At 53.7% G+C, this 17,887-nt stretch carries 22 protein-coding genes; 14 read left to right on the top strand and 8 right to left on the bottom strand.

The features are described 5' to 3' along the window. Positions 1-19: 19 nt before the first annotated feature. From MQW23_RS16885 to rho, 7 genes are all read left to right on the top strand, one after another. Positions 20-460, top strand: a complete 441-nt coding sequence (locus tag MQW23_RS16885; RefSeq protein ID WP_252109377.1) for a YtoQ family protein — start codon at positions 20-22, stop codon at positions 458-460. Between the two features lie 479 nt (positions 461-939). Beyond that, positions 940-1,473, top strand: coding sequence for a hypothetical protein (locus MQW23_RS16880; protein ID WP_252109376.1), 534 nt, complete (start codon positions 940-942; stop codon positions 1,471-1,473). A gap of 110 nt (positions 1,474-1,583) precedes the next feature. Then, positions 1,584-1,958, top strand: coding sequence for a hypothetical protein (locus tag MQW23_RS16875; RefSeq protein ID WP_252109375.1), 375 nt, complete (start codon positions 1,584-1,586; stop codon positions 1,956-1,958). A gap of 122 nt (positions 1,959-2,080) precedes the next feature. After that, positions 2,081-2,896 carry a hypothetical protein gene (locus tag MQW23_RS16870; protein ID WP_252109374.1) on the top strand — a complete coding sequence of 272 codons (816 nt, stop codon included), beginning with the start codon at positions 2,081-2,083 and terminating at the stop codon, positions 2,894-2,896. A gap of 91 nt (positions 2,897-2,987) precedes the next feature. Then, positions 2,988-4,586, top strand: coding sequence for a hypothetical protein (locus MQW23_RS16865; RefSeq protein ID WP_252109373.1), 1,599 nt, complete (start codon positions 2,988-2,990; stop codon positions 4,584-4,586). Positions 4,587-4,701: 115 nt separating this feature from the next. Then, positions 4,702-4,959, top strand: coding sequence for a GFA family protein (locus tag MQW23_RS16860; RefSeq protein WP_264297500.1), 258 nt, complete (start codon positions 4,702-4,704; stop codon positions 4,957-4,959). Between the two features lie 228 nt (positions 4,960-5,187). Beyond that, on the top strand, positions 5,188-6,141 hold the full coding sequence (rho, locus tag MQW23_RS16855) for a transcription termination factor Rho (RefSeq protein ID WP_252109372.1): 954 nt from the start codon (positions 5,188-5,190) through the stop codon (positions 6,139-6,141). 69 nt (positions 6,142-6,210) lie between these two features. Here the strand turns inward: rho and MQW23_RS16850 are convergent, their stop codons facing one another. Continuing rightward, a complete protein-coding gene (locus MQW23_RS16850) occupies positions 6,211-7,407 on the bottom strand; it encodes a DEAD/DEAH box helicase (RefSeq protein ID WP_252109371.1) in 1,197 nt (398 codons plus the stop codon). Between the two features lie 141 nt (positions 7,408-7,548). Between MQW23_RS16850 and MQW23_RS16845 the strand changes: the two genes are divergently transcribed. From MQW23_RS16845 to MQW23_RS16820, 6 genes are all read left to right on the top strand, one after another. Beyond that, a complete protein-coding gene (locus MQW23_RS16845; RefSeq protein WP_252109370.1) occupies positions 7,549-8,187 on the top strand; it encodes a Vat family streptogramin A O-acetyltransferase in 639 nt (212 codons plus the stop codon). Between the two features lie 52 nt (positions 8,188-8,239). After that, positions 8,240-8,521 (top strand): hypothetical protein, encoded by a 282-nt coding sequence (locus MQW23_RS16840; protein WP_252109369.1) that lies wholly within the window; start codon positions 8,240-8,242, stop codon positions 8,519-8,521. 271 nt (positions 8,522-8,792) lie between these two features. Then, complete coding sequence (locus tag MQW23_RS16835) at positions 8,793-9,098, top strand: NIPSNAP family protein (RefSeq protein WP_252109368.1); 306 nt, start codon at positions 8,793-8,795, stop codon at positions 9,096-9,098. Between the two features lie 192 nt (positions 9,099-9,290). Next, positions 9,291-9,740: a hypothetical protein gene (locus tag MQW23_RS16830; RefSeq protein ID WP_252109367.1), complete on the top strand. Its 450-nt coding sequence runs from the start codon at positions 9,291-9,293 to the stop codon at positions 9,738-9,740. Positions 9,741-9,867: 127 nt separating this feature from the next. Then, entirely contained in the window at positions 9,868-10,185 is a 318-nt protein-coding gene (gene sugE / locus MQW23_RS16825) for a quaternary ammonium compound efflux SMR transporter SugE (protein ID WP_252109366.1), read from the top strand. A gap of 23 nt (positions 10,186-10,208) precedes the next feature. Further along, the gene (locus tag MQW23_RS16820; RefSeq protein ID WP_252109365.1) at positions 10,209-10,529 is read left to right on the top strand and encodes a hypothetical protein; all 321 of its coding nucleotides are present in this window, start codon (positions 10,209-10,211) and stop codon (positions 10,527-10,529) included. 11 nt (positions 10,530-10,540) lie between these two features. On the opposite strand, the gene MQW23_RS16815 is transcribed toward MQW23_RS16820, so the two are convergent. After that, positions 10,541-11,038, bottom strand: coding sequence for a type VI secretion system-associated protein TagO (locus MQW23_RS16815; RefSeq protein WP_252109364.1), 498 nt, complete (start codon positions 11,036-11,038; stop codon positions 10,541-10,543). A 394-nt stretch (positions 11,039-11,432) separates the two neighbouring features. On the opposite strand from MQW23_RS16815, the gene MQW23_RS16810 reads away from it, so the two are divergent. Next, on the top strand, positions 11,433-12,257 hold the full coding sequence (locus tag MQW23_RS16810) for an MBL fold metallo-hydrolase (protein WP_252109363.1): 825 nt from the start codon (positions 11,433-11,435) through the stop codon (positions 12,255-12,257). Here MQW23_RS16810 and MQW23_RS16805 read toward each other — a convergent pair. The 6 genes from MQW23_RS16805 to MQW23_RS16780 form a co-directional block, all read right to left on the bottom strand. Next, positions 12,247-12,789, bottom strand: coding sequence for a carbapenem self-resistance protein CarG family protein (locus MQW23_RS16805; RefSeq protein WP_252109362.1), 543 nt, complete (start codon positions 12,787-12,789; stop codon positions 12,247-12,249). The genes MQW23_RS16810 and MQW23_RS16805 overlap by 11 nt on opposite strands. Continuing rightward, positions 12,782-13,606 (bottom strand): formylglycine-generating enzyme family protein, encoded by an 825-nt coding sequence (locus tag MQW23_RS16800; protein ID WP_264297501.1) that lies wholly within the window; start codon positions 13,604-13,606, stop codon positions 12,782-12,784. Before MQW23_RS16800 ends, MQW23_RS16805 begins: the two co-directional genes overlap by 8 nt. A gap of 196 nt (positions 13,607-13,802) precedes the next feature. After that, positions 13,803-14,474: a class I SAM-dependent DNA methyltransferase gene (locus tag MQW23_RS16795; protein ID WP_252109361.1), complete on the bottom strand. Its 672-nt coding sequence runs from the start codon at positions 14,472-14,474 to the stop codon at positions 13,803-13,805. Positions 14,475-14,568: 94 nt separating this feature from the next. After that, positions 14,569-16,059 carry a mechanosensitive ion channel family protein gene (locus tag MQW23_RS16790; RefSeq protein WP_252109360.1) on the bottom strand — a complete coding sequence of 497 codons (1,491 nt, stop codon included), beginning with the start codon at positions 16,057-16,059 and terminating at the stop codon, positions 14,569-14,571. 106 nt (positions 16,060-16,165) lie between these two features. Beyond that, positions 16,166-17,440: a type II toxin-antitoxin system HipA family toxin gene (locus MQW23_RS16785; RefSeq protein ID WP_252109359.1), complete on the bottom strand. Its 1,275-nt coding sequence runs from the start codon at positions 17,438-17,440 to the stop codon at positions 16,166-16,168. Next, on the bottom strand, positions 17,437-17,694 hold the full coding sequence (locus MQW23_RS16780) for a helix-turn-helix domain-containing protein (RefSeq protein ID WP_252109358.1): 258 nt from the start codon (positions 17,692-17,694) through the stop codon (positions 17,437-17,439). The genes MQW23_RS16785 and MQW23_RS16780 overlap by 4 nt, the downstream gene beginning before the upstream one ends. Positions 17,695-17,887 lie beyond the last annotated feature (193 nt).

Raw genomic sequence — 17,887 nt, 5'->3', positions numbered from 1 at the left:
GACACCCAAGGAGCACCCCATGAGCTTTTACGTCTACCTCTCCGGCGAGATCCACACCGACTGGCGCGACGAGATCCAGCGCGGCGCAGAGGCTGCGGGGCTGGATATCGTCTTCACCGCCCCGGTCACCGACCACGACGCCAGTGACGCCGCCGGCGACCACCTGGGCAAGCCGGAAAACGGCTTCTGGCGCGACCACCAGTCCTCTAAGGTCAACGCCATCCGCACCCGCACGCTGATCGAGCAATCTGATCTGGTTGTCGTGCGCTTCGGCGACAAGTACAAGCAGTGGAACGCCGCGTTCGATGCGGGCTACTGCTCGGCGCTGGCCAAGCCGTATATCACGCTGCACGCAGAAGATATCGTTCATCCGCTCAAGGAAGTGGACGCCGGGGCGCAGGCTTGGTGTACGACTACTGAGCAGGTCGTGGAAACGCTTAAGTACGTGCTCAAAGCGTAAGCCAAGCTCGAAAGTATTTGCAGGCCCACCGAGGCCTGCAAGTGCCAACACTTCCAATGAGCCACAGCAATAAAGGGCACTGGTAGGAGCACGCTTCAGCGCGCGAAGGGCAGCACCAGCTGCCCCGATATCGCCGCAGCCCACACTTCCCGTCATAAAATTAGCTCAAGCTCGTTCCCTGACCCAATACATCGCCCATCTAAATTTTACGCAGGCCTACGACCTATTGTTGACCGCAGTCACTAAATTAGCACGTGACCTAAGGGGAATTCGTGGATAAAGTATGATTGAAACGGGCAAAACGAGCGCGCACGCGAATAATGAGTATGCTGCCCACGATTTTTGAGAAAATATATAAAACAGCCGGTTACGATTATTTTTTTGGCTACATAATATTAATGAATGTGCTGGCGCGTTTATTTATGTTATGCAGCCGGCTATATAATCACTGTTATGCCTTTTCAAAGTGAAGTGTTTCGATGGTTAAAAAAGTTGTCGAATTTTTCAGGGATTCCAGAAACCAGCATCTTGCGACTTGGGTGCAGACGATGGCGGTGGTGTTTGGCGTTGTGATTGCGTTATTCCAGCTATCGTCGATTTTGGAAGAAAGTGATTACAAGAAAGGCGAAGCTTTCCTCAAATTTGAGAGTGAGTTTGCTTCATCTATCTCCCGAGAAATGGGGCTGATATATGAATACCACGTTAACCGTGAAAAGCTGACCGATGCGAGTTACAACGAGCTGTACCCGCGAGATAGCTTCATTGAAGCTAGGAATTCGGTTCAAGAATTTATCACAAGGTTAAGTGCCTGTGGGGATCATAATGTCTGTCCCGATGACAGCGTCAATAAGACTGTATGTTCAATATCTAGAAGTATGTATACGGATCTTTCAAGGGGAGTATCGTGGCCAGAAAATTGGAAAATTGAGTTTAGTGAGCCGATGTTCTATGAATCGAAAATAAATGCGCATTGCGGTTTGTGGGAGCGCTTCAAGTTTTGGTACTTGAGATAGCCACATTGGCATAACCAACGGCTGCACGGCGACCAGTTTTCCGCCGCTTTGCGGCTTTAAACCGGCGCGTGAGCCGGGTGTTATGTGTAACCCATAGACGGGAGGAATTTTTGGAAATTCGAGATTGGATAATGATTTCTTCAGCTACGATTGTTGTGGTTGGATGGTTTGTTAATGGTTTTTTGAATAGAAGGCACGAAATAGCCAAAAAACGAATGGAACAGCGGTTGGAGACTTTAAAAAACTATCTATCATTCTATGTGGAAGCTCAGAAATCGAAGTCTTTAGATGGCTTTAACGATGTGCAAATTTCGTTCTATTTATATGGATATAATGATGAAATAGAACTGATTGAAAGAATTACTGCCATTGTCACTAAAACGCCTAAAGATCCAGAATGGCTGAAGCTATTAACTGATCTAAATGTTTTGGTCAGAAACCGGTTAAGGGGACAGTTAGGTCTGCCAAAGGTGAAAAAGCAGTGAATCACATAACAAACCAAGTAAGCGGGACAATTACACGTAGGCTCCCGTCACTTCGTTCCGTATTTTAGCCCATGTGTAATTGCCCCTTCTTGGGGCGTTAGGCAGATTAAGGAGATTATTGAGTGTCATCTAACCTAGATCGTTTTAAGGAAGACCTGACCAAACTTCTTCGTGATGCTGTCAAGATCGAGCAGTCATTTATGCACGAAGCATATGGGGATGAGTACGAAGCCGCAGTGCTCAAGTCGTACGAGGGCAACGAAAAGGCTGCCAAAGAGCACATGGATGCGTTGCCGAAGTTTAATGCCTCTTACCAGGCTTGGTACTCAGAAAGCCTTGCTTTGATGAAACAGCTCCTTCCGGATCGCGTAGCTGACTTTATCCGTTTGTACGAGAAGCCAAAAGGGCGAAAAGACATCAGCTTTGAAAACTACCGCATCGAGGATGCTCTGCAAGGTTTACGCATTACACGCTATGGGCATGAGATCGTGGCTGATTTTAAGTCCGCCTTGCCTCATCTCAAACAGCAAATCGCGATGGTACAAGCCCTCAAAGGGCGGTTCGAAAGTTCTCTCTATGATATTCGGCAGCTCGTTCAGGCTGACCTTCTGGATTCCGAGATTGATACGGCGCGCGAACTGTTAAAGCACAAATTCATGCGTGCGTCAGGTGCAGTTGCCGGGGTCGTTCTTGAAAAGCACCTGCTTGAGGTTAGCATCAACCACAATATAAAGGTTTCAAAGAAACACCCGACAATTGCAGATCTAAACGATGGCTTAAAGAGCGCTGGAGTGATAGAAACCGCCCAATGGCGATTCCATCAGCATTTGGCGGACATTCGTAATCTGTGTGACCACAACAAACAAAAAGAACCGACCGCCGAACAGGTTGGTGACTTAATCGATGGTGTATCAAAGGTTACGAAGACGGTTTTCTAGTGGTTGCCCAACAAGTGCATGTTGGCGGACTGGCTTTCCGCTGCGCTTCAAACCAGCCGCAAATGCAGGCGTTATATTTCTCCGAGAGTTTATGAATAAAATTAAAGATTTGTACGGAAACGATCTTGAAACGAAGTATTTTTATATTTTCCCCGTGGAGAGACTTGATTTAAAAAATGAAGAGTCACTTGGGAATATAAGAATTTTTCCAAAAGGCTGTATCGATATTGATGATATGTTTAGTAATACAATTATCATGTCTCAAAAAGATAAAGATAAATTTGATTCAAACATTGAGAAATTTAAATCAAACCCTTTAGTAGTAATCAATGATCAAACTTATGCTGATTACCTTGGGAGCGTATTAAATGATTTTCAAATTATGACTACAGCAATATCTAAAGCCTCCATAATTATCGATTATATAAAATTTGAGTTTTGCTCCTTAGTTGCTCCTAAAACCATGCCAGCAAGGTTGGGGCAAGTTACATCAGGTGAGACGTTGCTGTTAATGTATAATGGGAAAGGGAGTCCTTTTACTCGTATCATAGATACTACGATCTACAGTAATACTTTAACGGCGGGTGTAGGTTTAAATATTAACTCCGAAATTTTCACTAATTTTAACCTATTAAATGCTGATATTGGAGAGGTTGGGAACATAGCGAAACAAGCATTAAGAATGTTTTCAAACGCATTGGAAGAAAATGACAATACTGGGAAATTCATCGAAATAATGAGATTGTTTGAATTTATCGCCGATCCAAATAGTTTTACTAAGTTTCAAAAGGTTAGAACAAAAATTGCTGCTCATATAGCCGAAAATAGCTCGGACATTCATAGATTGCAGGAAGAGTTTAAATACTATTCTAGCGGTGACAATGAAGATGGATTGCGTACGGAGATAATTCACAATGGTAAGAGTATAGAAATATTGATACCAGAACTTAGTAAACAAAAAGATCTTTTCAATAAATTACAGTTATACATAACCAAATGCATTAGAGATCTAGTTTGTTTTTACAATAAAAGCTGGGTTGAGCTCGAAGTTATCAGAGATACAAAATTAGAAGAAGCAAGAAAAAACAAAGTAAAAAATAAAACCGTGGATTACTCCAGAACAGCCGTTTTAATTGATGTTAACTTCCTTGCTGAATCAATTGAAAAATTTTCGCCAATGTATAAAGAGCTGCACCCAGAAAGTGATTTTAGTAGTTTAAAATTAGAAGAATTAGTTTATCAAGCTTTACTCAACTGTAGAGTGTTAGAAGAAAAGAAAACTCATAAAGTGTTTGCCTTTTCTAATGCAATTGATGATATTCCCTTAGTTAAAATACCTGTTTCATCATTAGATGGTGCAAAACTTAAAGGTAATAATTGCCTATTTGAGCTTGTTGCATTTGACTTCGAGGAAAAAGTAAAAAAAATAGAGTCTATTTTACAGGTCACTCACGATATTTTTCAAGACAAATCTTCTTTTGATTCTTCAGCCCTTACTTTTCAAAATGTTGTGTTTATTGGAGATGACCCTGAATATATTGATCTTCTGACAAACGTGAATGCGAAAGACAATCGAAATTTAATTATTGTAAAATGTTCACATTGTTCTCAAATGGAACATCGAATTCCATTTTTTGATGTAGGGCATTTAGTAGGAATGTCATTTGGTCTGTCAGCTAGTCAGCTATGAAAATATAACAAGGCAATTAAGCGTAACTAAAACAGTGGGTTACGTTTCGCTTCGCTCCACATTTAAACCCACTATTTTAGTCCGCTTATTGCGGCGTTAAATAGTGAGCTTATAAATGACCCTATCAGGCAGCTGCCTCTGCAACGGCATCCAATACGAAATAACCGGCCCCCTTACCGACGTTTACCACTGCCACTGCTCCATGTGCCGCAAGCTTCACGCGGCCGCGTTTCGAACCTGTGCCAAGGTGCAGGCCAAGGATTGGCGAACTGTCAAAGGCGAAGAGCTGCTTAAAACGTTTGAGTCGTCGCCCGGGGAGTTCAAGGTGTTCTGCTCGACCTGTGGGTCCAGCATTCATACCCGGTTTACGTAAAAGCCGGAGATTTACGCGCTTCCGCTGGGCACGCTCGATACCGACCCCGGTGTGCGCTCAAACCGCCATGTGTTCGTGGGCAATAAGGCGCCGTGGTTCGAGATTACCGACGACTTACCGCAGTTCACCGAGAATGGCTGAGACCGTGCTGCTCAAGCGCGATACCATTTTCGAAGTTCAGCCTTTACTCTATCCACCCAGCTTACCCAAGGCGATCCATCGAATCCCATGACGCGCAAAACACTTAGCTTGAAGGTCAAACGTCCGGTAGACGCCAGGCCCGTCGATAAAGCAGACGATGCAGTTTTGGATACCCCCGAAAAGCGTTTTCTCAACGGCGTGGCCATTCATCCTGCCCCCCGCATTCACCTGGAAGCCGGCTCCAGCCAGCGCAGCATGCGCGCCATGGATTTGATCACGCCCATCGGCATGGGCCAGCGCGGGCTCGTCGTCGCGCCGCCGGGCTCCGGCAAAACGACGCTGCTCAAACACATTTGCCAAGCCGTGGCCGAGGCGTGCCCGGCGATCAAGCTGTACGCGCTGCTGATCGACGAGCGCCCGGAAGAGGTGACGGATTTCAAGCGCAGTGTATCGGCCGAGGTGCACGCCTCTTCGAGTGACGAAAGCTACGCCCATCACGTGAAGCTGGCCGACCGGCTTTTGGCCAGCGCCCGCCAGCAGGCGGGCGAGGGGCATGACGTGATGATCGTCATCGACTCGCTCACGCGGCTTTCCCGCGTGCACAACGCTGAGCAGCGGGGCAGTGGCCGCACGATGTCCGGTGGGCTGGATGCGCGGGCCATGGAAATACCGCGAAAGCTGTTCGGCGCGGCGCGCAAGATCGAAAACGGCGGCTCGCTGACCATTCTGGCCACCGTGCTGGTGGATACGGGTAGCCGGATGGATCAGATGATTTTCGAGGAGTTCAAGGGCACTGGCAATATGGAGATCGTGCTGTCGCGGGAGGTAGCGAGCCAGCGGATTTTCCCGGCGATCGATATCGCCAAAAGCGGCACCCGTCGGGAAGAGCTGCTGATCGACGCCAGGGACATCGAAAAGGTGCGAACACTGCGCCGAGCGCTGACGCAGCTCAAGCCGGTGGATGGTGCGCAGAAGCTATTCGATCTGTTGGAGAAGTACCCCACCAATGCCGAGCTGTTGGCCGCCTTCGCACCCGCCTAACGGCGAGAAAACGTCGTTATGAGAAGCCCGCTTGATGATACCTTCAAGCAGCGAGCTTCCATTTACACCTTAACGCTTGCCTTTCTTAACGTGGTTCAATTTCGACACGGGGACTTCCTTTCGCACCGGGAAGCCTTCGATCTCCCGGCGCTCGATCACGCTGTCCAGGCGCTTTTCGATGGCGCACAGGTTCTTGAAGTCGCTGATGTCCACCAGCGAGATGGCCTCGCCCGAGGCGCTCGCGCGGCCGGTTCGGCCGATGCGGTGGATGTACTCTTCCGGCGGGAAGGGCAGGTCGTAGTTCACCACGCGGCTTAGCTCGTCGATATCCAAACCCCGGGCGGCCACGCCGGTGGCGACCAGGTACTGGAGCTCGCCAGATTTGAACTGGCCCAGTACGGTTTCGCGCATGGCCTGGCTTCTGCCGCCGTGGATGGAATCCGCCTTGATGCCGCGTTTTTCCAGCTGTGCCACCAGCTTCGCCGCGCTGTGCTTTTTCTCGACGAAAATCAGCGCCTGATCCCACTGCTGTTCGTTGATCAGGTGGCTCAGCAGGGCGGACTTGTTGTCCTTATCCACCGTGATCAACCACTGCTCGATCGTGGCGGCGGCGCGAACGCTGGGCGTAATGGAAATCTCCACCGCCATATCGCTCTTCTTGCTGTCAGAAAAACCGTGAGCCAGCGCGCGCACCTCGTGGCTCATGGTGGCGGAGAACAGCAGGTTCTGGCGGTGTTCCGGCAGGCGCACCATGATCTTGTGAATGTCGTCGACGAAGCCCATGTCGACCATGCGGTCCGCTTCGTCCAGCACCAGCGCTTTCAGCTCGTCGAAGTGCAGCGCCCGCTGATGCGCCAGGTCCAACAGCCGGCCGGGTGTGGCGACCAGAATATCGACCCCTTCGATTAGCTTCTCTTTCTGCGGCTGGGTATCCACGCCGCCGTACACGGCAAGCGACGTCAAGGGCAGGTGTTTGGCGTACTCGGCCACGCTTGCCTTGACCTGAATCGCCAGCTCGCGAGTGGGCACCAGAATCAGCGCTCGAATGCGCTTGGCGCGAAGTGTCTCTGCTTGACCAAAGCGCTCCAGCAGCGGCAGCACGAAGGCGGCGGTTTTGCCGGTGCCGGTTTGCGCGGTGGCGATCACGTCCTTGCCCGCGAGAATGGCGGGAATCGCTTGGGTCTGAATGGGCGTTGGCGCCTTGTAACCCGACTCGGTAAGGGCTTGAACGAGAGGCGTGGATAAACCGAGTTTTGCAAATGGCATAGGGCGCTCTGACGGATCGTCTTGGTGGGGGCGAAATTCAAAAAGGGGGGCAGTATAGCGCAAATGCCGCCGTTCGAGGCCCGGCATTTTTGGTGTACGCTAATCACTTTTTCCTGATATGAGCGACCGAGCGGAGGCCGTATGAAAGGTCCCAACCCTGACGATAAAGCGCCCATGAAGGGCTTTGCGCAAGTGGGCTATCTGAAGAACTACATCACGTCAGAAAACATCATCGTGGGGGACTACACCTACTACGATGACCCGCAAGGCCCGGAGCGCTTTGAAAGCAACGTGCTTTATCACTTCCCGTTCATTGGCGACAAACTCATCATCGGGAAATTCTGCGCCATCGCGAAGGACGTCACCTTCATCATGAACGGCGCCAATCACAAGACGTCCGGCTTTTCGACCTACCCCTTTCAGATATTTGGTCAGGGCTGGGAAAAGGTCATGCCCGAAGCGGGCGAGCTTCCCTACAAGGGCGACACCAACGTTGGCCACGATGTCTGGATCGGCTTTGAGGCCACGCTGATGCCGGGCGTGAAGGTGGGCCATGGCGCCATCATCGCGAGCAAGTCCGTGGTGGTGGCGGACGTGCCTGCCTATAGCGTGGTCGGCGGCAATCCCGCCCAAGTCATCAAGTATCGCTTCGATGAAAGTACGATCAGCGAGCTTCTGGAGATCGCCTGGTGGAATTGGAGCGCCGAGAAAATCACGGCGCATCTCGAGGCCATCGTGGGGTCTGATCTGGTGGCGCTACGTAAAGCGAGCGCCGCTTGATGAAGCTCTCAGTGGCGAAGCCAGAGCAATGCCGCATTAGCTGGGTGCAACCATGACGTTAAAGTACGTCACGCTCATTCAGAACGGCATCATCCAAACCGCCGATACGCCCAGCCGGTGCATCGCCTACCAGGACAACCTCGAGCTGGTGGAATGGGTGAAGCAGCTGCTGGAAGAGGGCTACGCCTTCGTCGATACGCCGAGCGGCTGGCCCCCGGCGGCGGTGCTTCAAGCGCTTCAGGAGAGCGGCGAGTTGGACGTTCCTTTCACTGCTATTACGTGGTCGGGGCCGGGGGCGTATCGTACGTATCGAGTTTTCGGAACGGGGCTGTAGTCCTCGCTAGTGCACGGACACGGCGCTCTTTAGGTGTCTGATAGAATGTCGTTTGTATTAGCGTTCGTTTGTGTATGGTTGAAGTTAAAATAAGCAACCGGCGTTTTTAGTGAACTCACGGTTTCTGAGGGGATGACCCTTGCACCTTGAAGGCGCTCGGCCGAGTGTCGGCGCGCCCGGCATCGGTTAACGCTTTGTTTTCTGACTCAGAAGGGCATGAAATACCCTTCAGCATATTTTAACTATCGTTTCTTATTAGGTGTTTCGAATAATGATCACGTGCCATGTCCAATACGTCATCGATCCTAAAAAAGTCGCTGAATTCGAGAAATACGCCCGGATGTGGATTCCGCTGGTCGAGAAATTTGGTGGCCAGCACCACGGTTATTTCTTGCCTGCCGAAGGCGCTAACAACATCGCGCTCGCGCTATTTTCGTTCGAAAGTTTGGCGGCCTACGAGCAATATCGTATCGACTCGCTGAAAGACCCGGAGTGCCTCGAGGCGTTCGCGTATGCCGAGCGGGTCGACTGTATCGTGAGCTACGAGCGCCACTTTTTCCGTCCCGTATTGCGCTGACGAAAGCAGGAGATGAACGGTTCTCGACAACGTGCACGTAGGGTGTCATGAATCCGCCGAGCTGCGGGATCTGGCCCTTACCTTTGCGCATATCGATAAGAATTGAACGGACGGTTCGTTTCATTCGGCAGGCGCGGGCGCGCCCAGTCCACCGCCATTTATCAAATCAGTTAGCGCGAGCCCATACCGTTCATGATCGAACTGCCATCGCTTGAAAAGGATCACTGGCAACTGGCCAGTGCCGAGCAAGCCCACGCCAATGCTCCCGAGACGTTCTGGATCCCCGAGGCGAGCGCTCGGCAGCAGCTCGAGCGCGGCGCCGCCGCGAAACTGCTTTTCGAAATCGCGCTGCTGGACGAAAGCGGTCACTCTTTCGTTCAGGTCGAGCGCATGTGGGTGATCGTCTCGACGGTTCAAGACGGCCAGTACATCGGTATTCTGGATTCCAATCCGGTCAGCGTGGCGCCAGAAGAAGGTCAGTACTTGGTAGTTGGCGCCGAGATTCCTTTCGAGCCCGCGCACATCGCCGATATCGCGCAGCCACCGGAAGACTATGTAGCGTGGCAGCTTGGGCAGCCCCCGGAGCGATCATGGCGCCGATTCGCCGCTGAAGACCCTAACAGGATTGACGTTGATCGATGAAGTTCTAACGCTGCCTATCGAGAACGAACGCCGAGGTCTTTTAGTATGCAATCACCCATGGCGAACGAGGCCGTTTTAATCTGTTCCAGAAGTGGACGTCAACAGAGCTCCCGACCAGGAGGACTACATGAGCTGGATCATTCTATTTGTCGCAGGTCTTTTGGAGATCGGCTGGGCCGTTGGGCTGAAATACTCCCAAGGCTTCACCAAACTCTGGCCCAGCGTCTGGACGGTGTTCGCCCTGGCGACGAGTTTTCTGCTGCTGGGCCTGGCGCTTAAAAATCTGCCGGTAGGCACCGCCTACGCGATTTGGGTCGGCATCGGTGCGGTGGGTACGGCGATCATGGGCATCGCGCTGTTCGGGGAATCCGCAGGCGTGTTCAAACTGGTGAGCTTAACGCTGATTTGCGCGGGCCTGGTCGGGCTCAAGCTCTCTCACGCGTGAAGCGCGTACTAAAGGAAACCGTCATGGAAACACCCCAGTACGCGCTGAACGGCGAGTTTGAAATCACCACTCATCCCCATGAGATGCGCATGTCGCTGTGGGTTTACTCGCCGGTCATCACCGAGCGCGCCACGGGAAGCGTGCTGCTCGATTTGACCGGCAGCCCCTGGGATCTGCGGCGGATCGAAGAGGGTAGAGGGCGCATCCTCATGACGCTGATGTGCTACCCGGACGGCGACCGGGAGTACATGATCGAGGTGGCTCCGTTCGAGGCCATCGCTGTCGTGGAGGGCGAGGCGTATCCGCTTGCAGAGCTTGGCGCGGTTTTGAATGCGATCGCTTAACGCGGTGAGGTTTACCAGCTGCAGGTATCGCGGATCGGCTCGATCATCGTATCGATGCCTGCGATGTTGAATTCCATCTCTATCGGGTCGCCGTCCACTGGCGTCACGCTCATGGCGAGCGTCTGGGCGCCGAGCAGGCTTTCGATAAAGGGGATGGCGTCTTCACCTTCCCAAAAGCCAATCGCCTGGCCGCCATCGATCGCCTGCATCTCGTAGTTTTGCGGCTCCTCGTCATCCAGTTGCACCGTGACGGGGCCATACTCGTAGGTCTCGGTTTCGTCCTGGCCGAACAGGTTGAAATAGGCCACGGTCGTGTCCTCAAAACAGCGAAACACGATGGTTGGCTGAGCGAGTCCGATCGCGTGAGTCTTGAGCACGACGAAGTGTAGATCGAGTTCCTCCTCGTGGTGCTCTTCGGTTTGCCACTGCGAACCGGCAGGGGCGTCCTGGGCCAAGGTTACGGCGGGTAACAGCGCCAGTAGGGCGATTAGGGGCTTGTCGATGTTCATCGTTGATCCTTTGTGTACTTTGCTTCTAGTTTACCTGATTCACCGGAAGTGAAAGCTGCTTCGCTATTCGTTTTGAATATATGCCGCGTCGCTCATCAACGCTAAGTCTGGGGAGTGCTCGTACCATTTCGACGCCACCGATAAATCTATCAAGGCGCTATTAGCGGTGTCCTGGCTTACCCGTATCATGAAGAACTGATATTTAGGTCTAATATTTGATTAGTTAAACCCTTGATAGCATTAAGTTCATGAAACGTATTTTTGTTCACATGGTGGACTTTACGGTTATTAAGGGGGAACGATGCTGAGTATAAAAAAGGTGTACCCACTAGCAGCCTTACTGGGCGCCGCTCTAGCGTTTAAGGCAGCGGCTAGCGCCGATACGGACGTTATCATGCTTGGCACGGGAACACCGGTGCCCAATGGAGAGCGCGCGGGTGCCAGTGTCGCCGTCGTTTATGACGGTGAGGCCTACGTTTTCGATATCGGAGCGGGCGTGACTCAGCGGGCGATCCAGGCCTTTGAGCAGTACGACATCGAGGCGCTGTATCCGCCGAATATCGATCATGTGTTTCTAACCCATCTTCACAGCGATCACATTCTCGATTTTCCCGAATTACTGGGCACCTACTGGTGGCGCAGAGAAAACCCTATCAACCTTTTCGGCCCGGTTGGCACTCGCCAAATGAGTGAGGGCGCTTATCAACTTCTCGCTCTCGATACCGAAACGCGCTTGAGTGACAAGAGCCCGGTGACCAATCCTGATGCAGCCAGAGCCAACGTCAGTGAGTTCGAAGCCCCCGGCACCGTGTTCGAGGAAAACGGCCTGCGGGTCGAGGCATTCCCCGTCTCACATGGCGATTGGGAGGCAGCTTATGGTTTCAAGGTGACGACACCGGACAAAACGATCGTTATTTCGGGCGACACTTCGGCCAATAGCGAAGTCGCTCGCCAAGCGCAGGGTGCTGATGTACTTATCCACGAAGTGATCAGCCGTGATGGATGGAGCGATCTCTCACCCGACTGGCAGGCCTATCATCAGTACGCGCATACGCTGACCAACGAACTTGCCGATATCGCCTCCGAGGCTAACCCAGGCATTCTCGTACTCACTCACGTCCTCCATTACGGCGCGCCTATCGACGGCGTGGTCGATGAGGTCAAGGCGAACTACGATGGCAACGTCATTCTGGGCGAGGATCTCGATATCATCGAGTAGCGCCTGGTAAAACGTGATCGTCGATTTCTTCAAAAGCCTGTTCGGCAGAGAGATGAGGCTCGGCCGACTCGAACGTCTTCAAGCGCGACCATTGGTAGAGAGGGGTACCGGGGTGTTGGCTGAATTCTCGCAGGCCATACACCTCGAACGTAAAATGGCCGGGGCCGAACACGTCGGCCCCCTCGAGATGTTTTCGCGCGACGACCAAAAACACCTCACCTTCGGATTCGAAGAGCTGGTTATCCCGAACGATGATGGCACCCGAGAAAACTCGATGATCGAGCCAAGTGAAGGTATCGCGATCGGTAGCGGGCACAATGGCGAACTCGTCGCTGGGTAGGTGGATGAAGAAGGTGAGCGCGTGATGGCTGTACGACATGTTTCGATCGAATATCGAAGCCACGACGTAATCTTCGCGACCGTTGCCGTTGAGATCGATACGATTGATGCCGGCGTCCAGCTCGATGTGGGAAGACGCCGCGGCAGCGCTGCTGAAAAGCATCGCCACACTCACTAAGAATCTTTTAATCATGGGCGGCTCTGATCAGCCTGAAGCCAATGTCGGGCATGCCAAAGCGCGGGGAATGTACATCGCAGCCCGATAGCATGTTATCGACGGCCTGTTGGAAACTGCCGCCGCAGAAGTAGTACAGCGGGATACCCCGTGCGTAATGATTTCTTTCGTCGATCCACTCCGCTGCGTTACCGCTCATATCGTAAAGCCCCAGCGCGTTGGGCCGTTTAGTGCCCACGGGCAGTGTGCCCGAGACGGTGCCATTTTCAGCGGGAAAGTTGGCCACGGTGGCCGGTTGCGCGCCTCCCGCGTGAGGGTAGGCGTAGGAGCCGTCCGCTACTCCTTGATGGCCACCTCGGGCCGCGACGTGCCACTCGACCATATCCGGCAATCGGTACCCCGAGGCGTCGGACGCTCTCGTTATGTTGACGCTATCATCTTGAGGTGCGTCCTTGAGAGGCGCTCCGTCGGCATTCAGGTAATAGGGGGCCAGCCCCTGATGTTCGCTCAGGGCATTGGCAAACAGGATGGCATCCCACCAGGTGACGTTGACGGCAGGATGCTGACCGTTATCGTGGCTGTCTGATTCACAGCCGTCGAGCGTGGCGCCATTGCAGGCATCGTTGAGCGCATAGCCGTGCGCCAGTGCCCAGGTCTGCACGTATCGGTAGAGCCGGTAGGGGACTTCTGTGGTCATTATCTGAAATGATTCGGTAGACAGGTTGGCGTTACCAATGTAGTCCTGTTCACCAAAATCCGTCCCCACATAAAAGCGGCCGCCTTCGACGGTCGTCTCTTCCGGGAGGTGAAGGCTTGCTTGCGCAAAGAACGGCACGCCAACCAGCCAACACCCGATTCCTGCTATTTTTTTCAAAACGTTTGCCCCAATGCACCCGATGAATACCCGCTTTCTTGTAAGTCAGTACATGGCTAACGGGTCATCATAAAGTGCGAGGCTTTTTTTACAAGCAATAGCTAATGAAGCAGTTGAAGCGCCTCTTGAATAAAGGGTGAAGGCGCTTGGCACTTCTTCACCGGTGAGCCCCAATGAAAATGATCGACGCAGGTTTCTGCGTTTTGGGATGGATCGGTTCGCGAACATCGAGCAGTTGCAAACCGTTATTCGAAAACAGCTTCATCCAACTGCCGAGCGTTCTAAAATACCAGGGCGCCGGGTCGGTAAAGTTGTCATCGAAGCCTGCCCACGAGCCCTCATGCCAGCCATCGAGGTAAGGCGAAATTTCCGACATCGCGGGATGCAGCGTCTGTACGATAAACACGCCGCCGGGTTTTAAAAGCGTGGGTGCGACGCTGAACAACCCGTCTACCGACGCCTGACCGAGCAGCGAAAAATTACACACCACCGCATCGAACGTCTCATCGATGGCGTGGGCGGCGATCGCCTCATAGGTTAAAACGCGAAAATCTCCTTGGCCCGCTGCTTGGGCACGCTCGACGAGGGCCGGTATGGCGTCGACCCCGACCAGACGTTGCACGTAAGGCGCGAGTTCGCGAACGAGCCACCCTTCACCGCAGCCGATATCGAGCACGGTGTTGGGCGAGCGGCTCAGCACGGCCTGCTGGATCGCCTCGTCGGTCACGAGTTTGCGGCTTTCGATATATCCGTCTCGCACTGCGTTGGTCCACGGCGCGGCATTCTTGTGCCAGGAATCGACGATCTTTTCATCACTGTAAGGATTCATTGGGCCCCTACGTTTAGGTGGCACGCGGTTCTGCGCGGGCTCGAGTCTTTTCTCGGCTGGCGCCGCCGAGTTCGTTAGGGGTTGATCGGCTCGTCTACTCTCGGTCTTGGCGCTTGCTTAACAAATCGGTTTCACTGGAGGTCTGTGCGATCTCCTCTTCGACCTTTTTCATCAGCTTCTCGTCGGGCCGTGCGTCGAACACGCCGTCGGTCTGTTCACCCTCGAGTATGCGCTGGGCGCGCGCCCTGGCCTGCTGTTTCTCCTTGTCAGCGGCGGTATCGAGGGCCGGCTCGCTGGAAGCGGCCTCGGGCCGGGTCGGGTTGGGCTCAATAAGCTTTCCATTTTGAAGACGCGCGAGCGACTCTTCGAGCTCCGGGCGAAAGCTGAGCCGATAGATCGGCTCGGGCAGAGTGAAGCCGTGGTGTTCCAGCGCGTGCTTGGTTTCGCGGATGGCGATGCTGCGCGCCTTACCGAAATCCGTGGTGGATTGGTTCACCCAGCCTTGAAACTCCAGCACGATGTTGGAATCCCCCACGTTGGTGATGACACCCACGGACTTGGGTTCGCCCAGCACGAAGGGCAGCCCGTTTAATGCATCGAGGCCAACCTTGATGGCAGCCAGAGGGTCGTCGTTGGCGTCCACGCCCAGCTCGAAATCGAAGCGGCGCTCCGGGTTTTGGGTGTAGTTGAGGATGATGCCCTTGAACACGTCGGCGTTAGGAATGCGCAGCTGGTTGCCTTCCAGCGTCATCAGGATGGTGGCGCGCGAGGTCAGGCGCACCACGATGCCTTCACGGTCGTTGATGACCACGTGATCGCGGGCCTGGAAGGGCTGGCGGATGCTGAGCATGAGTGAGGCAATGTAGTTCTCGATGGTGTCCTTGACCGCAAAGCCGATCGCGATACCGATCACCCCGGCGCCGCCCAAGAGCGTGCCGATGATGGTTTCAGCGCCGACCAGGCTCAACGCCATGATCAGCCCCAGCACCATGAACACGACCTTGACCGTTTGCGCCACCAGCTCCGCGACGAAAGGGTTGGGCGTCACGCGCTGCCACAAGTGCTTGCGATTCGAGAGCCACGCCCCGAACCACGCAACCGCGCCAAAAATCAAAAAGCCCACCACTATCAGCGGAAGCGCCCGCAAAAGGCTCTGGCCCCGCGCGCGTAGCCCCTGGTAGGCGGTGGCGACGTTGTCCTGTACATCCAGAGTGCGGTCGATCGTGTCGTTAACCATGACCACGTCGGTGAGCCGGTTGGCCAAGCCCACCGCCTGCTGCGCCTTACGCTCGTTGGCCGTTTCACCAGAGAGCGTCACGATCCCTTGGGTCACGCTAACATCGACTGCGGAAAGCCCGTCGATCTCGGAAAAGATGCCGCCAATGCGCTGGGCGATCTCCGCATCCTTTTGCGGCGAGGGCGTGGTTTCGATTTGCCCTGCTGGCGATTCGCCTCTCGGCTCCACCGGGGCGGTAGCATCGTCGCCGGCGTAGGCGAAGGCGCTCAGCAGCATACCCAGCAGCAGTATTGGGGCAAGAAAGCGAAGCGCACGGTGTGTGTGGAGAAGGTGAAAATAAGCGGCCATGACCATCCTTGGTGTCGTCATCGAAATCGGTACGCGTTAGCCAAGTCTAGTGGGTTTTTCTGACTCAACGTGGCCGGGTGCTGAAATACATTGATGCGCTATATATTTACCAACGCTCTGCCTTTCGACACTGCTTGTGGATATGCTGGCGCTGCTGCTGAAGACGTGTCCAGCCTTTTTCGGGCAGGCCGGCCGTCAGCAAGCGGCTCTTGAGCTCGTTTGAATCGCTGCATGCCAGAAGGCTTTGACGCAGTCGCTCGATTTCGCGCTTGATGAAGGGGTAGCTCATGCGACTTTGCGCGGCCAGCGCCTGCCAGTCACGTGGCAAAAGCTGCTGAGAGTTGGTTTGTTCGCCGATGGAAAAGGCGAGATGTGGATCGAACCCCAGTACCACCGTTCCGACCAGGTCGTAGGCCGGTGCCATGTGCCACTTACCTTTATCATCCTGAAGTAGTGACACGTTCTTTGCGTGTCCGTCGCTATTGCCGACGAGCGCGTTGAAAATTTGCCAGCGCAATAACTGCGTAAGCGCGAGGGCCGGCGGTTTGCAGACCTCCCTAACGCGCTGTATGCACGCTGCAAAATGCGGCCCGCCATGCTCTTGGTATTTTCGTGTGCGGGCAATGCCTAGGGCTTGGCATAAATCTTCCTGATGTATCCGTACGCGTTGTCCGTTTACTGTATTGCGATCAAAACGCTCGACGATCAGTAGCGCGTGTTTTCCCATATGGCGTACGAACGTGGCCGGGCAGGGCAGACCTACCAGGCTTGCTAGCGTATTAAGATACAGCTCGTTATAGATGATCAGGTCGCGCCCCTCGACCGCGAATTTAACGATGTGGGACGAAGGCGACAACCCTTGGGGCAAGTGGAAACGTTCGTTTTGCCAGATGACCGGTATTTTATCCTGGGCCCCGGCTAGTGACAGGCGCGGCTGGACAGCGTCTGCAGAAGGGTGAAAAAGCGCGTAGCGCTGTTTGAAGCTCGCCCATTCGTTGAGATCGGTCGGTGAGAGAGGCACGCTTGCTGAATGTTTCTCTAGCGCATTGGGGGTGAGGTGAGGCGGCAAAACCAGGAGCGCGCCGGCGCAATCACCGCCGATCGCGGCCAGTAGCGCAAAATCGTCATCGGGAATACCTAGTTGGCGGATCAGCGCGGCCCGTGCCTGCTCTTCGGGAAGCAGGTTGCCGAACCAGTGGTGGGCCGTCAGCGTCTCGGGCGGCCAGAGGCGTTGGTCAAGGGGCAAGCTATTGGAGATGGCGTGCCCGTTGACCTGCCATTGGGCATCGTATTCGAACCCCATTAAACGACCATCACCGCCGCGCCACAGCGCGCCAACCCGTTTTCGGCCGGACCAAACGCTCAAGTGATCAGGCATCATGTATCGATATCCGTAGGCTGTGCCGAAAGCTCGATTCCCAGCGTTTCCAGTACCAGCAGAACCCGCCCCAAACCGCAGGAGGCTCGGCCGTTTTCCAACTCGCTGAGAAAGCGTATGCTCACGCCACAAAGCCCGGCCAGGGTTTCAAGGGTCAGCGCTTGGCGTTTGCGCGTTTGGCGGATGAGCAGGCCCAGGTCTTCTGCGCGGGTAACGGTCAAGGGCGTAGCGCTAGCGGGAATCCGAGAAGTACTCATAGGCTATTTTTTTTCCTTATCAGGAAAAAATGAATCGAATAAGCGCTAGTATAGCGTTTTTATCCCTATTGGGAAAATACGTATTCATCAAAGTGTCAATGCTCTGCTTTTATCCTTGTAGGGAAGATTTTGATAGTGGGCGAGAGAACGCGTCGAGGGCAAAAAAAGGCTTGTTCTCTTGGGCCATGCAGAT

Source organism: Halomonas sp. S3-1-1, from assembly GCF_023757625.1.
GTDB lineage: Bacteria > Pseudomonadota > Gammaproteobacteria > Pseudomonadales > Halomonadaceae > Vreelandella.
This window is presented reverse-complemented; position numbering and strand designations above follow the sequence as displayed.